This is a genomic window from Nocardioides pantholopis (assembly GCF_003710085.1).
Classification (GTDB): domain Bacteria; phylum Actinomycetota; class Actinomycetes; order Propionibacteriales; family Nocardioidaceae; genus Nocardioides; species Nocardioides pantholopis.
On the sequence record NZ_CP033324.1, the window covers coordinates 1,117,108 to 1,131,436 of the forward strand.

Annotated in this window: 14 protein-coding genes; 11 read left to right on the plus strand and 3 right to left on the minus strand. The window is 71.9% G+C overall.

Annotation, left to right across the window (positions count from 1 at the left end; all coding sequences use genetic code 11):
• Positions 1 to 16: 16 nt before the first annotated feature.
• From EBO35_RS05325 to EBO35_RS05340, 4 genes are read left to right on the plus strand one after another with little or no spacing between them, the layout of a single operon-like run.
• The gene (locus tag EBO35_RS05325) at positions 17 to 1,093 is read left to right on the plus strand and encodes an ABC transporter permease (protein WP_122816799.1); all 1,077 of its coding nucleotides are present in this window, start codon (positions 17 to 19) and stop codon (positions 1,091 to 1,093) included.
• A gap of 5 nt (positions 1,094 to 1,098) precedes the next feature.
• Positions 1,099 to 2,169 (plus strand): ABC transporter permease, encoded by a 1,071-nt coding sequence (locus EBO35_RS05330; RefSeq protein ID WP_206422681.1) that lies wholly within the window; start codon positions 1,099 to 1,101, stop codon positions 2,167 to 2,169.
• Positions 2,166 to 3,221, plus strand: coding sequence for an ABC transporter ATP-binding protein (locus EBO35_RS05335; protein WP_122816800.1), 1,056 nt, complete (start codon positions 2,166 to 2,168; stop codon positions 3,219 to 3,221). Before EBO35_RS05330 ends, EBO35_RS05335 begins: the two co-directional genes overlap by 4 nt.
• Positions 3,222 to 3,268: 47 nt before the next feature.
• Positions 3,269 to 4,315, plus strand: coding sequence for an ABC transporter ATP-binding protein (locus EBO35_RS05340; RefSeq protein WP_241153874.1), 1,047 nt, complete (start codon positions 3,269 to 3,271; stop codon positions 4,313 to 4,315).
• A gap of 58 nt (positions 4,316 to 4,373) precedes the next feature.
• Here the strand turns inward: EBO35_RS05340 and EBO35_RS19355 are convergent, their stop codons facing one another.
• Positions 4,374 to 5,075, minus strand: a complete 702-nt coding sequence (locus tag EBO35_RS19355; protein WP_164477819.1) for an SDR family oxidoreductase — start codon at positions 5,073 to 5,075, stop codon at positions 4,374 to 4,376.
• Positions 5,072 to 6,004: a VOC family protein gene (locus EBO35_RS19360; RefSeq protein ID WP_164477820.1), complete on the minus strand. Its 933-nt coding sequence runs from the start codon at positions 6,002 to 6,004 to the stop codon at positions 5,072 to 5,074. The genes EBO35_RS19355 and EBO35_RS19360 overlap by 4 nt, the downstream gene beginning before the upstream one ends.
• 268 nt (positions 6,005 to 6,272) lie before the next feature.
• Between EBO35_RS19360 and EBO35_RS05350 the strand changes: the two genes are divergently transcribed.
• The 7 genes from EBO35_RS05350 (at position 6,273) to EBO35_RS05380 (ending at position 13,371) form a co-directional block, all read left to right on the plus strand.
• On the plus strand, positions 6,273 to 7,226 hold the full coding sequence (locus tag EBO35_RS05350) for an ABC transporter permease (RefSeq protein WP_164477821.1): 954 nt from the start codon (positions 6,273 to 6,275) through the stop codon (positions 7,224 to 7,226).
• On the plus strand, positions 7,223 to 8,101 hold the full coding sequence (locus EBO35_RS05355; protein ID WP_122816803.1) for an ABC transporter permease: 879 nt from the start codon (positions 7,223 to 7,225) through the stop codon (positions 8,099 to 8,101). The genes EBO35_RS05350 and EBO35_RS05355 overlap by 4 nt, the downstream gene beginning before the upstream one ends.
• Positions 8,102 to 8,188: 87 nt before the next feature.
• Positions 8,189 to 9,763 carry an ABC transporter substrate-binding protein gene (locus tag EBO35_RS05360; protein ID WP_122816804.1) on the plus strand — a complete coding sequence of 525 codons (1,575 nt, stop codon included), beginning with the start codon at positions 8,189 to 8,191 and terminating at the stop codon, positions 9,761 to 9,763.
• A gap of 14 nt (positions 9,764 to 9,777) precedes the next feature.
• Positions 9,778 to 10,770 (plus strand): ABC transporter ATP-binding protein, encoded by a 993-nt coding sequence (locus tag EBO35_RS05365; protein WP_241153875.1) that lies wholly within the window; start codon positions 9,778 to 9,780, stop codon positions 10,768 to 10,770.
• Positions 10,767 to 11,819 carry an oligopeptide/dipeptide ABC transporter ATP-binding protein gene (locus EBO35_RS05370; protein ID WP_122816806.1) on the plus strand — a complete coding sequence of 351 codons (1,053 nt, stop codon included), beginning with the start codon at positions 10,767 to 10,769 and terminating at the stop codon, positions 11,817 to 11,819. The genes EBO35_RS05365 and EBO35_RS05370 overlap by 4 nt, the downstream gene beginning before the upstream one ends.
• Positions 11,816 to 12,268 carry a DUF3598 family protein gene (locus EBO35_RS05375; RefSeq protein ID WP_122816807.1) on the plus strand — a complete coding sequence of 151 codons (453 nt, stop codon included), beginning with the start codon at positions 11,816 to 11,818 and terminating at the stop codon, positions 12,266 to 12,268. The genes EBO35_RS05370 and EBO35_RS05375 overlap by 4 nt, the downstream gene beginning before the upstream one ends.
• Before the next feature lie 86 nt (positions 12,269 to 12,354).
• Positions 12,355 to 13,371 (plus strand): nitrilase-related carbon-nitrogen hydrolase, encoded by a 1,017-nt coding sequence (locus EBO35_RS05380; protein ID WP_164477822.1) that lies wholly within the window; start codon positions 12,355 to 12,357, stop codon positions 13,369 to 13,371.
• A 67-nt stretch (positions 13,372 to 13,438) separates the two neighbouring features.
• Here EBO35_RS05380 and EBO35_RS05385 read toward each other — a convergent pair whose 3' ends face one another.
• Positions 13,439 to 14,254 (minus strand): FadR/GntR family transcriptional regulator, encoded by an 816-nt coding sequence (locus tag EBO35_RS05385; protein ID WP_164477823.1) that lies wholly within the window; start codon positions 14,252 to 14,254, stop codon positions 13,439 to 13,441.
• Positions 14,255 to 14,329 lie beyond the last annotated feature (75 nt).

The following is a 14,329-nucleotide window of genomic DNA, read 5'->3' on the forward strand; positions in this document are numbered from 1 at the left end:
GAGGTTGCGAACCAAGTTGACACTCGTCGCGGCGCACCAGGGCCGGGACGGTCTCCCCACGGGGGGACAGGAGGAGGCCGACGATGACACCGACACCCAGGGACCCGGCGACGGAGGGAAGCAGCTGATGGTGCGGATGACGCTCTCGCGGCTGGCCTCGGCCGTGCCGGTGCTGCTGCTGATCTCCCTGGTGGCCTTCACGCTGCTGCGGCTGGCGCCCGGTGACCCGGCGCTGCTCTCGGTCGGCATGGAGGCGCCGCCCGAGGCGCTGGCCCAGGCCCGCGCCGACATGCGCCTCGACGACCCGATCTGGCTGCAGTACTGGACGTGGATGACCGACCTGGTCCGCGGCGACCTCGGGGTCTCCTACTCCGACAAGGCGCCGGTCACCGACGCCCTCGCCGACCGGCTGCCGGTGACGCTCCAGCTCGCGGTCCTCGCGCTGCTGCTCATGGTCCTCGTCGGCGTCCCGCTCGGCGTGATCTCCGCGCTGCGCGCCAACCGCGCCACCGACCAGGTGATCCGGGTGCTGTCGCTGGCCGGGATCTCGGTGCCCAACTTCGTCGTCGCGCTGTTCCTGGTGCTGGCGTTCGGCTGGTGGTTCCCCGGGATCATGCCCTACCAGGGCTTCGTCCGGCTCGGTGACGACTGGGTGATGAGCCTGAAGACCACCCTGCTGCCGGCCATCGCCCTCGCGGCCCCCCAGATCGGCCTGGTCGCGCGGCTGACCCGCTCCAGCATGCTCGAGGTGCTGGGCCAGGACTACGTGTCCGCCGCGCGCGCCATGGGGGTGCGCGAGCGGGTGATCATCTGGAAGGACACCCTGCGCAACGCGCTGCTGCCCGTGGTCACGGTCCTCGGCGTCCAGACCGGGTTCCTGCTGGGTGGCTCCGTGGTCGTCGAGACCGTCTTCGGCATCCCCGGCCTCGGCCGGCTGCTCGTGGAGTCGTTCACGATCCGCGACTACCCCGTGACGATCGGCGTGATGATGTTCATCGCCGCTGTCTTCGTCCTCATCAACATCGTCGTCGACCTCCTCTACGGCGTCATCAACCCCCGGATCCGGGTCGGCTACGCGACCGGGAAGGAGTGAGTGCGATGACCAGCAGCATGTCCGTGTCGCCCGCCTCGGTGCACCGGGCCGACGAGATCGGCCTCGTGCGCCGCCTCGCCTCGAAGAAGCTCTCGCTGTTCAGCCTGATCGGCGTGGCGCTGTTCCTGCTCCTCGCGCTGGTCGGCCCGTTCCTGGCCCCGCACGACCCGGCCGCCCTCGGGGACAACCCGATGGCCGCCCCCAGCGGCGCCCACTGGATGGGCACCGACGCCGTCGGGCGCGACGTGTTCTCCCGCTTCCTCTACGGGTCGCGGGTCTCGATCCTGGTCGGCTTCCTGGCCGTCCTGGTCGCGCTCGTCCTCGGCAGCCTGCTCGGGATGCTCGCCGGCATGAAGTCCGGGAAGTGGCGCGACACCGTCATCATGCGGCTCATGGACGTCGTCCTGGCGTTCCCGCTGCTCGTCCTGGTGCCGGTCATCACCGGCATCATCGGCCAGCGCGACCTCTCGATCGGGCGTTTCACGATCGGTCCCGAGGTCCTGGTGGCCACCGCGATCGGCGTGGTGCTGACGCCGGTCTTCGCCCGGATCGCCCGGGCCAGCGTGCTCGCCGAGATGCGCGAGGACTACGTCATGGCGGTGCGTTCCTTCGGCGGCCGCGGCCGCGACATCCTGGTCCGCAACCTGCTGCCGAACATCGCGGCGCCGCTCGTGGTGCAGGCCGCCTTCGGGCTCGCGATGGCGATCACGGTCGAGGCGGCCGTCTCGTTCCTGGGACTCGGCGTGCAGCCGCCCGGCGCCAGCTGGGGCACGATGCTCGCCGACGCCCGCCAGTACGTCACCCTGGGCGCTTGGTGGCTGGTGGTCTTCCCGTCCGTGGCGATCGCGCTGTTCGTGCTGGTCTTCAACCTCCTGGGCGACCAGCTGCGCGACGAGCTGGACCCGCGGGCCAAGACCGGCGCCAAGCGCAAGCCGGCCAAGCCGGCCGATGCCGCCAGCACCGAGGCGAACGCCGACAGCGTTCCCGCGACCGAGACCCACGCCGGCTCCGCCACCCCGGTGCCCGGCGCCGCCCCGGGACCGGTCGAGCCCGTCGACGAGGGAGATCAGCGATGAGCACCGAGTCCGTTCCGAGCACCGGCGCCGTCGCGCCGACGCAGGCCCCCGAGGTGCTGCGCGTCACGAACCTGCAGACCAGCTACCAGTTCCGCGGTACGCCGGTCCCGGCGGTCCAGGAGTTCTCGCTCTCGGTGCAGCCCGGCGAGATCGTCGGCCTGGTGGGGGAGAGCGGCTCCGGGAAGAGCACCGCGCTGAAGTCGATCCTCGGGATGCTGCGGCCGCCGGCCGAGGTGGTCGCCGACGAGATCGTCCTGGACGGCCGCGATCTGCGCGAGCTCTCCGAGGAGGAGGCCCGACGGGTCCGCGGCGGCGAGATGTCGATGATCTTCCAGGACCCGATCAACTCCTTCAACCCGGCCTGGACGATCGGCAGCCAATTCCGCCGGGTGCTCGCGCTGCACCGGCCGGACCTGAAGCGCAAGGAGTACGACGAGGAGATCATCCGGCTGCTGCGCGGCGTCGGCATCGACGGCCGCGGCAAGCTGAAGTCCTACCCGTTCCAGTTCAGCCAGGGCCAGCTGCAGCGGATCATGATCGCTGTCGCCTGCGCGAGCCGCGAGCTGAAGGTGCTGCTCGCCGACGAGCCCACCACCAGCCTCGACGTCACCATCGAGGCCCAGGTGCTGGAGCTGCTCCGGGGCCTGCGCGCCGAGCGGAACCTCGCGATGGTCCTGGTCACCCACGACCTCTCGGTCGTGGCGGAGATGTGCGACAAGGTCGTCGTGATGTACGCCGGCCGCGTCGTCGAGGTCGCGAACGTCTACGACCTCTTCGAGCGGCCCCAGCACCCGTACACCAAGCAGCTGCTCCAGGCGATCCCGGGCTTCCCCCACGACGGCGAGCGTCTCTACGCGATGCGTGGTGCCGTGCCCGGACTGGACGCCCAGGTCACCGGCTGCCCCTTCGCCGACCGGTGCGACTCCAAGATCGGCGCGGTCTGCGACACGCACCGCCCCGAGCTGTACCCGGTCGCCGACCTCGGAGGCCGATCCGCCTGCCACTGGGCCGCGGACGGGCTCTCCACCGCCACGCACAGGGAGATGAGCTGACCATGAGCATTGATCCGTCGAACTCTGATCCGTCGAGCCCTGGTTCGTTGGGCACCGGTTCGTCCGACGTCGTCGAGCCGCTCGTCTCGGTGCGCGACCTGCGCACCCACTTCCCGGTCGGGGGCGGGGCGCTCGCCCGGCTGCGCGGCAGCCGCCGGGTGGTGCACGCGCTGGACGGCGTCACCGTCGACATCCACCCGCGCGAGACGCTCGCCGTGATCGGCGAGAGCGGGTCGGGCAAGAGCACCATGGGGCGCAGCATCCTGCGCCTGGAGGAGCCGACCTCGGGGTCGGTGGCGTTCCGCGGCAAGGACGTCACCTCGCTCTCCCGCGAGGAGCTGCGCCGCGAGCGGCAGCACATGCAGATGGTCTTCCAGAACCCGTACTCCTCGGTCAACCGGCGCAACCGGCTCATCGACATCGTGGCCGAGCCGCTGCGGGTGCACGGGATCGGGGACGCCGCCTCGCGCCGCGCCCGCGCCACCGAGCTGCTGGAGCTGGTCGGCCTCAACCCGGACTTCCTGCACCGCTATCCGCACGAGGTCTCCGGCGGCCAGCTGCAGCGGATCGGGATCGCCCGGGCACTGGCCACCGGCCCGGACTTCCTGGTCGCCGACGAGCCGACCGCCAGCCTCGACGTCAGCGTCCGCGCGCAGGTGATGAACCTGCTGGCCGACCTCAAGGAGGAGCTCGGTCTGACGCTGATGTTCATCAGCCACGACCTGGCGGTGGTCTCCTACATCGCCGACCACATCGCGGTGATGTACCTCGGCCGGATCGTCGAGGTCGGCACCAAGGCGCAGCTCGAGTCCGCCCCCCAGCACCCGTACACCCGGGCGCTCTTCGAGGCGGCGCCGAAGCCGGACCCCCGGCTGCGCAAGAAGGAGGCCGCGCCGCTGGGCGAGGTCCCCAGCGCCATCGACCGGCCCTCGGGGTGCCACTACCACCCGCGCTGCCCGCTGGCCATGGAGATCTGCAAGGTCGAGTACCCGGCCCTGGAGGTCAAGGCCAACGGTCAGCAGGCGGCCTGCCACGCGGTGCCGCCGGCCGGTGTCCCTGCCGGGGCGACGGTCCTCCCGGTCACGGTGGTCTGACCCGGACACACCGACGGCCCCGCTCCTCGGAGCGGGGCCGTCGGTGTGTGGAGCGCGCTCAGTCGCGCAGCTGGCCGAGGTCGACCCGGTCCCAGGTGGCCGCGCCGCCGAGGTCGAGACAGCTCAGCACCGTGTGCGCGACGGTGGCCGGCGGGATCGTCGCGACGTCACGACCGGCGCTCATCTCGCTCTCCACCGTGGCCGAGACGACCAGGTCGGTGAGCTTGATGCCGGTCCCGGCGACCTCGCCGCGCAGGCTCTCGACGAGCCCGCGCAGGCCGTGCTTGGACGCCGCGTAGGCGGACCCGGTCGGGAACCCGACCACGCCGGCGCCGGAGTTCAGCGTGAAGACGTGGCCGCGGCCGTCGTCGAGGCGCTCCTGGTCGCGCATCCGGCGTACCGCCGCCTGGAGGGTCAGGAAGGCGCCGGTGAGGTTGACCCGGACCTGGCGCTCCCAGTCGTCCAGGGCGAGGTCGGCGACCGGGCCCCGGGCGAAGACCCCGGCCGAGGCGACCACGACGTCCAGGCGGCCGGGGGTGCTGGCCAGCAGGTCGCTCACCGCTCCCTCGTCGGCCACGTCGAGGGCGTGCGCGCTGATCACGCCGGCGCCGGCCTCCGCGGCGAGCGTCTCCAGGGGCTCGGAGCGCCGGCCCACGGCCAGCACCCGGTGGCCGCGGTCGGCGAGCGCCAGGGCGACGGCCCGGCCGATGCCGGTGCCGGCCCCGGTCACCAGGGCCACGCCGCGCGGAGCGGTGCTCACCGGCGCTCGTAGAACTCGAGGCGCTCGTCGTCGGGCCCGAAGTAGCTGCGGGTCGCGACAGTCCCCAGCCCCGGGAGGTCGAGCTCGACACGCTCGCCGGCCGGCTCCGCGCCGATCGCCTGCAGCAGCAGCTCGGCCGCGGCCAGGTCGTCGGTCTCGAGGGCCGCGCTGAGGATGCCCAGGGCGGGCGGCACCGCCCGGTCCCGCTGGGAGCGGCCCGGGAAGCCGACGTACTGGGCGATCTCGAGGCGGCCCAGGTCCGGCGCGGCCGGGTTCATCATGTTGATGTTGTGCAGCTCGGTCCCGGCCGGGAGCCCGAAGAAGGACTCCATCTCGCGCAGCACCTTGTCGTAGAGCGGGCGCATGCCGAGGGCGGCGTAGAAGAGCGCCGAACGCCGCGCGTCGCTGCTGTGGATGGCCACGGTCTGCAGCGGCGAGGGGCGGCCGTCGTACTCCGCCAGCAGCGAGCCGGGGGCCGGCTCGAGCTCGAAGACGTCGAGCAGCACCCGGTCCGGGTCGTAGGACAGCGAGTCCCAGGCCGAGAGGTCGGGAGTGACGGTCCAGTGGGTCGGGCCGGACCTGCTCGAGCCGCCGTGGGCGCGGATGGCGGCGACCGCCGACTGGATCTCGGGCACCCGGACGTTCAGCGCGTAGTGGCCGTAGTCCTGCATCCGGGAGTAGTCGCCCCAGTACAGCTCGCCCGGGCGGTCGAACTGCACCAGGCGCAGCAGTCCGCTGGTGGCGCCCGCGGGACCGAGCAGCACGGTCTCCGCGCTCATGCCCTCCGGCAGCCCCCACAGCTGGCCCGCGGCGGGACCGCTGACGGTGCCCGTCCCCAGGACGGCGTAGTCGAAGGTGGCGCAGTAGAACTCCTGCGACCGCTCGAGGTCGCCGACCCCGACCGTCGCCACGCGGATCTCGCTGAACATGGACGTCCCCTTTGTTCCGTTATTGGAAACAGTGTTTCGATCCTGCTGCGGCGGGCATCCACTGTCAAGGGTGGGGTCGGTCGTGCGGCGAGTTCCGCCCCAGAAACCGGGGCAGCGGGGGCGTTCCGGAGGTCGGGCCTGCCCTCGTTAAGTCGGACTTTATTCCCGCCGGGCGGTCGCCCGCCTACTGTGAGCGAAACCACGTTGCGCATAGCGGAACGCGATGTGCGGTCGATCTCACGGAAGGGAGGTGCCCATGCTGTCATACGTGCTCCGACGCCTCGGCGGGGTCCTGGTCGTCCTCGTCCTCGTCCTCACCATGGTGTTCCTGATGCTGCACGCGACCCCGGGTGGTCCCGAGACGGCCTACCTCGGCAGCAACCCGACCCCGGAGAAGCGCGCGGCCGTGATGGCCCAGCTCGGCCTCGACCAGCCGCTGTGGGCGCAGTACCTCTCCTTCGTCGCCAGCGTGCTCACCTTCGACCTGGGCAGCTCCCTGACCACCGGCGCGCCGGTGACCGAGCTCCTCGGCGACCGGATGCTCGTCACGCTCGAGCTCGGCCTGGTCTCGTTCCTCGTGTGGACCGCGATCGGCATGCTCGCCGGTGCGCTGGCCGCGGCCCGCCGCGGTCGCACCCTGGACGGGGTGGTCCGGGTCGGCAGCGTCGTGGCGCTCTCGATCCCCAGCTTCTGGCTCGGCCTGGTGCTGGTGATGATCTTCGGCCTCTACCTCCCGGGGGTGCTGCCGAGCTCCGGCTGGGTGCCGTTCAGCGAGGACCCGGTCGAGAACCTGCGGTCGCTGGTGCTGCCGGCCTTCACGCTGGGCATCGGCGCCTCGGCGGTGATCGCGCGGACCCTGCGGGCCTCGATGATCGACGCCCTCGAGGCCGACCACGTCGCGTTCGGGCGGGCCCTGGGCCTCCCGGAGCGGACGGTGCTGTCCCGGCTGGCGCTGCGCAACGCGGTGATCCCGACGCTGACGGTGCTCGGGATGATGCTCGGCACCTTCATCGGGGGAGCGGTGCTGGTCGAGAACGTCTTCAACGTCCCCGGGATCGGCCAGCTCGTCGTGACCTCGTTCCTCACCCACGACTACCCGGTGGCGATCGCGGCGACCGTCTGGACCGCCGGCACCTTCCTGGTCAGCACGCTCGTGGTCGACCTGCTCTACTTCGCGATCAACCCGCGGATCCGTGCCCAGTTCGTCGGAGGTTCGCGATGAGCGCGCTCGCCGCTCCCACTCGCCGGCGGCCCAGCCTGCCGCGGCTCTCGGTCCTCGGGTGGGTCGGGCTGGTCCTGGTCACCGCCTTCTGCCTGCTCGCGATCGTCGGCCCGCTGTTCTCGCTGCCGCCGGACGAGCGGACCGGCGGGGCCCTCGAGGCGCCGAGCATGGCGCACTGGTTCGGCACCGACGACCTGGGCCGCGACGTGTTCGCCCGCACCGCCGTGGGCGCCCGGCTCTCCCTGTTCGTCGCGCTCGGCAGCGTCGCCGCCGGACTCGTGGTCGCGGTCCCCATCGGCCTGCTCGCGGGCTACCGGGGCGGCACCTGGGTCGACGACGCGCTGATGCGGGTGATGGAGGCCCTCCAGGCCCTGCCGGTCTTCGTCCTGGCGCTGTTCGTCGTCGGCATGATCGGCACCGGTCCCACCGACGTCGGCCCGATCACGCTCTCCGCCGGGACCAAGGTGATCGCGCTGCTGGCGATCTCGTTCCTGCCGTTCTTCGCCCGGGTCACCCGGGCTGCCACCCTGGTCGAGGTCCAGGAGGAGTACGTCGACGCACTGCGCGTCGTGGGCGTCTCCCGGCGCCGGATCATGCTGGGCGAGCTGCTGCCCAACGTGCTGCCCCCGGTGCTGGTCCAGGCCTTCCTCTGGGTGGGCGTTGCGGTCTTCGCCGAGAGCGCCCTGTCCTTCCTGGGCCTCGGGGTCCAGCCGCCGCAGGCGAGCCTCGGCAACCTGCTCTCGGACGCCACGAGCGCCCTGATGATCGGCGGCTGGTGGCTCTCGGTGATCCCCGGCCTGGCGATCCTGCTCGTCACCATCGGCGTCAACCTGCTCGGCGACGAGGTCGAGCAGCGCCTCGGCGGCCGCCACTGACCGACCGGCTACCCGGTCCGCTCGCCCGCACCGCCCCCCCTGATCCTCGGGTCCGCTCCAACCTCTCTTCTCTTCTAGGAGTTCCTCATGACGTCTGGTTCCTTCGCCCTCTCCCGCCGCGGCCTGCTCGGCGGCCTCGGGGTGCTCACCGCCGGCCTGGCCCTGGCCAGCTGCGGCGACAGCGACAGCAGCAGCTCCGGGGGGAAGACCGGCGGCAAGCCGGTGGCCGGCGGCGCGCTCGTCCTGGGCCTGCCCTCGCTCTCGGACTACCTCAACCCGCTGGTCGCCACCACCAACTCGCTGGCCTGGGTGACCGACCCGATCGTCGAGTCGCTCTACACCTACGACGAGGAGATGAACTCGGTCCCGCTGCTCGCCGCCGGTGACCCGACCATCTCCGAGGACGGCCTGACCTGGACCATCGAGCTGGTCGACGGCGTCACCTTCTCCAACGGCGACCCGCTCACCGCCGACCACGTCGCCGCGGTGATCAACCACGTCAGCGACCCCAGCGCCTACACCGACTGGACCAGCTACTTCGCCTACTTCGTCTCCGGCGCCAAGGCGAAGGGCAAGCAGACTGTCGTCATCTCGTTGGCCATGCCCTACGGCGTGCTGCGCTCGCACCTGACGAGCCTGCCGATCGTGCACGCGGACACCCTGAAGAAGACCGACACCACGATCGGCACCGGCCCCTACGTGATCGACAAGGTCACCCAGGGCCAGTCGGTGCTGCTGCGCCGCAACGAGGGGTACCACGGCACCGCGCCGGGCCCGGACACGCTGGAGTTCAAGGCCATCCCGGACGCCGGCACCCGACTGGTGAACCTGCGCGAGGGCAAGATCCACGTGATGACCGACGTCCCGGCCAGCAACGTGGAGACCCTGAAGAAGGACAAGGCGCTGAGCGTCCAGGTCGTCGACGCGCCGATCTCGATCCTGACCTACTTCAACGCCACCAAGGCGCCGTTCGACGACGTCCGGGTGCGCCAGGCGCTGGCCCACTCGATGGACCGCGAGGGCGTCGCCGAGCTCGTGTACGGCGGCACCGCGACCCCCGCCCAGGGCCCGGCCGGCCCGGCGCTGGAGGCCCACGACCCGGACCTCGACCTCTACCCGACCACGCCCGACATCGAGAAGGCCAAGGAGCTGCTCGCCGAGGCCGGCGTCGACAAGGTCGAGTTCACCCTGACGATCAGCAGCTCCTCGGAGGCCACGGTGAAGATGGCCGAGGTGCTCGCGCAGGGCTGGGCCAAGGCCGGGATCACCTGCCGCCTCGACACCACCGACGCCGGCACCTGGATCACCCGCTGGATGGAGGGTGACTACGAGATGGCGATGACCAACTACATCACCGGTGTCAGCGCCGGCGACTCGGCGTTCCCGCTGTTCACCTCCTACGCGTCGACGAACACGATGAACTTCGGCTACGCGAACAAGGAGGCCGACGGCCTGATGACCCAGGCCTGGGCCACCACCGACCCCGCGGAGCGCGCCTCGCTGACCAAGCAGGTCGACCGGATCCTCGCCGAGGACGCCGTCGCGATCCCGCCGGTCTACCCGCGGATGCTCATCGCGCAGCGCCGCGACGTCACCGCCCTGGACGAGTCGCAGCTCGCCGTGGGCCGCATCGACGCGGCCGCGCTGCGGCGTCTGGGCTGAGCATGGCCGCCGTCGTGAGCTCGCTCCCCGGTCCGGCCGGAGCGGACCAGGAGGCCACCGGGCCGCTGCTGCACGTGGAGCGGCTCGGGGTCACCTACCGGACCCCGGCCGGTCCGCTGCCCGCGGTGCGGGACGTGTCCTTCACCGTGGGCCGAGGTGAGGTCTTCGGCCTGGTCGGGGAGTCCGGATCGGGCAAGAGCACGCTGCTCTCCGCCCTGATGCGGCTGCTGGCCCGGGGGACCGAGCTCACGGCGGCCCGGCTCGAGCTGGACGGCCAGGACCTGCTGGGCCTGAACGAGTCCGGTCTGCGCGCCCTGCGGGGCACCCAGATCGGGCTGGTGCCGCAGCGGCCGATGACCTCGCTGTCGCCGGTCACCCCGGTGGCCACCCAGCTGCGCCGGCTCACCGGCGGGACCGTGAGCGACGAGCGGCTGCACGAGCTGCTGACCAGCGTCGGGCTCGGCGGGCTGCGGCAGCGACTGGGCGACTACCCGTTCCAGTTCTCCGGCGGCCAGCTGCAGCGGATGCTGATCGCGATCGCGGTCCTGGCGCGCGAGCCGCGCCTGGTGCTGGCCGACGAGCCGACCACGACCCTCGACGCGACGGTGCAGGCCCAGGTGCTCCGGCTCCTGGTCGACCTGCGCGAGCGGCTGGGCAACACCGTCGTGCTGGTGACCCACGACCTCAACGTCGTGGCCCAGGTGTGCGACCGGGTCGGCGTCATGTACGGCGGGCGGCTGGTCGAGGTCGCGCCGACCCGGCAGCTGTTCGAGGACCCCCAGCACCCGTACACGGCCGCGCTGCTCGCGGCGATGCCCAGCAAGCACCTCCCCGGCGAGCGGCTGCGGCCGATCCCGGGGACGGTCAGCGGGGCGCAGCGGCTGCCCGGGTGCCCGTTCGCGCCACGCTGCCCGCGCGCCGACGACCGGTGCCGCGAGGTCGACCCCGAGCCCCGCCTGATCGGTGTCCACACGGTCCGGTGCCACCACCCCGGAGGAATGGCATGACCATCGCCGAGCAGAGCGCGCCCGGCCCCGTCGTCACCGTCGAGGGCCTGGTCAAGCACTACCCGCTGCGCGGCGGGCGCCGCCGGGGGAGCCGTGGTGCCGACGCGCCAGTCGTGCACGCGGTCGACGGCCTCGACCTGCGTATCGAGCGCGGGGAGTCGGTGGCCCTGATCGGGGAGTCCGGCTGCGGCAAGTCCACTGTCGCGAAGGTGCTCGTCGGGCTGGTCGAGCCGACCGAGGGCCTGGTCCAGGTCGGGGGCCGCGACGTCGTCACGGTCACCGTCAAGGACCTGGCCGCCCGCCGGCGGGTGCAGCTGGTCTCGCAGAACCCGTGGTCGGCGCTGAACCGCTCCCGGTCGGTGCGCCACATCCTGAGCCAGCCGATCCTGCTGCACGGCCTGGCCTCCGGCAAGGAAGCCGTGGAGCGCCGGGTCCAGGAGCTGCTGGGCCTGGTCGGGCTGCCGGTGGAGTACCTGGACCGCCGGCCCCGCGACCTCAGCGGCGGCGAGCTCCAGCGGGTGACCGTGGCGCGGGCCCTGGCCGCCGAGCCCGAGCTGCTGGTGCTCGACGAGCCGACCGCGAGCCTCGACGTCAGCGTGAAGGCGACCCTGGTCAACCTGCTCAAGGACCTGCGCGAGCAGCTCGGCCTGACCTACCTGCTGATCACCCACGAGCTCGACGTGGCCCGGCACCTGGTCGACCGGGTCGCGGTGATGTACCTCGGCGTGGTCGTGGAGAACGGCTCGGCCGAGCAGGTCTTCACCGCCCCCGAGCACCCGTACACGCGGGCGCTGCTGGCGGCCTCGCCGGCCGAGCTCGTCGTGGGCGAGCTGCACGGCGACGGGCTGGTCGGCGAGGTGCCCTCGGCGGTGGACATCCCGTCCGGGTGCCGCTTCCACACCCGCTGCCCGGCCGCCGTGGCCAAGTGCCGCACCGAGGTCCCCATTCTCAGCACGCAGCCGGACGGTCGAACCGTCGCCTGCGTGCGCATCGACGAGCTGTCCGGCACCCGCGCCGGCGGCGACACCTCCGGAAGGAACCCGCAATGAACTCCTGGGACGCCGAATTCCCGATCCTCAGCAAGCACCTGGGCGAGTGGGAGGGCGAGTACGTCCACCTCGACCCCGAGGGCAACGAGATCGACCGGCACGCCTCGCACCTGAAGATGTGGGTGCCCGAGGACGGCTCGTGCGACATCAAGCAGATCAACACCTACACCTGGCCCGACGGCCGGGTCGAGGCCGTGGAGTTCCCGGGCATGCTCAAGGGCCGCGACGTGCTCTTCGAGACCGACCGGATCAGCGGCCACATGCACCAGGCCGACGAGCAGAACATCCTGCTGACCTGGACCTACAAGGAGCTGCTCAAGGAGGGCAACTACCTCTACGAGCTGATCCAGCTCAGCCGCGACGGCCAGCAGAAGGTGCGCACCTGGCACTGGATGGAGGACGACCGCCTGGTCAAGCGCACGGTGATCCGCGAGCGCAAGACCGCCTGACCCCCGTCGGCGGGCCGATGCCTCCCGGCGCCGGCCCGCCGTACCTCCACCGAGTCGATCCCCGACCGAGCGAACGAGAGCGAGCCATGCACGCAGACACGAACCCGGGGCGCTATCCGGTGGCCCCGCTGGCGCAGGACGCCTGGACCCTCGGGGTGGCACAGTCCCGGATCCATCCCGCCGCGGATCGCGCCGAGATGGAGGACAACCTCCAGCACATGCTCCACCTCATCGACAACGCCTTCCACTACGGCGCCGGCCCGGACCTGCTGCTCTTCCACGAGTTCCCGATCAGCGGCTGGGACACCTGGACCCGGGAGGAGGCGCTGGAGCGCTGTATCACCCTGGACGGTCCCGAGGTGGCGGCGATCGCGGCCAAGGCCCGGCAGTACGGCTCCTACATCGCCTTCGGCGCCTACGTGAAGGACGACGTCGACTGGCCCGGCCACGTGCTGAGCATGACCAACCTGGTCGGCCCGGACGGCGAGCTGGTCGCGAGCCACTGGAAGGCCCGCAACGTCCGGGGGCTGTTCCCCGGTTTCGAGCTGTTCACGACGGCGATCTACGACGTGCTCGACGAGTACGTCGCGCGCTACGGTGCCGACGCGGTGCTGCCCATCGCGAAGACCCCGCTGGGCAACATCACGCTCTCCTCGACCCAGCTGGAGCCCGAGCTGATGCGGGCCCTCGCGATCAAGGGCGCCGAGGTCATCCTGCGGACCGCCAGCGGCAGCTTCACCGAGACCGACATCGCGGCCTCGGCGCTGTACAACCGGGTCTACGTGGCGGTCGCGAACAACGCGCTGCTGCTGCGCAAGGGCCCGTACTTCGAGGACACCGGCGCCGGCGGCTCGGCGATCTACGGACCCGACGGCCGGGTGCTGGCGCGGGCCGAGAGCAAGCACGAGACGCTGCTCCAGGCACGGATCCCGATCGCGGAGTTCCGGGCCCGGCACCTGCAGCCCGACGTCCACTGGGACCTCTACCGCGACGTCTTCGACGGCTATGTCAGCAGGTTCCCGCCGAACCTGTTCTCGCAGACCCGCCCGGCCACCCTGGCCGAGACCGCTGACTACGTCGTCGGCCGGAGCCGGTGGTCCTGAGCCGGTCGTCCTGAGCCGGTGGCTCTGACCTGCCGCCGCTCCCCGGGACCCGGGGAGCGGCAGCCGGTCATCGGGGCGTCGCGGCCGACCTGCCGAGGACCTCGTCGTGGGCGTTCAGGAACAGCTCCTGGGTGAGGTCCATCAGCTCGCCGGAGAGCCGCTCGGCCCCCTCGACGTCCTGGTTGCGGACCAGGACGGCGAGCCGCTCGTGCCGCGCGGCGGTGTCGGTGCTGAAGCGCTGGTACCGCTGGAAGTCGGGGACCTGGAGGCAGGCGTGCACAGTGCCGGCGAGCCGGGCGAGCATCTGGTTGCCCGAGCCGAGGTAGAGCAGCCGGTGGAACGCGGTGTCGGCCTCGATCATCAGGCGCGGGTCCCGGGCCCGGGTCGCCCGGTCGATCCGCACGGCCGCCGCCTCCAGTGCGTCCAGCGCCGCGGCGTCCTGGTGCCGGGCGCTGAGCCCGGCCGCCAGCGGCTCCAGCCGGGCGCGCAGCTGCAGGGACTCCCGCAGCTGGGCGAACCGGCGCGGGCCGGAGGCGCGCCAGCGGATCACCTGCTCGTCGAGCAGGGCCCACTGGGTGGAGTCGGTGACGGTGGTGCCCGAGCGCTGGCGGGCCTGCACCATGCCCTTGGCGCCCAGGGTGCGCAGGCACTCGCGCAGCAAGGACCGGGAGACGCCGAGCTCCGCGACGATCCGGTCGGGGTCGAGGACGCCGGTGAGCTCGCCGGTCGCGATCAGGCTGCCGAGGCGCTCGACCACCCGCCCGTGCATGCTCGAGAGCTGGGCCGGGTCGGCCGGGACCCGGTGCGGAGCAGGCGGACCCCCGTCGCCGACCGCGTCGGAGGAGGACGGGCCCGCGGGCCCGACGGAGCGGCGGTCCGACATCGGTCGTCCCCTTCCGAGAGTGGAGCAGCAGTGACCGCACATTATAGGAATGTCGTTCCGGCATGCGGAACCCCA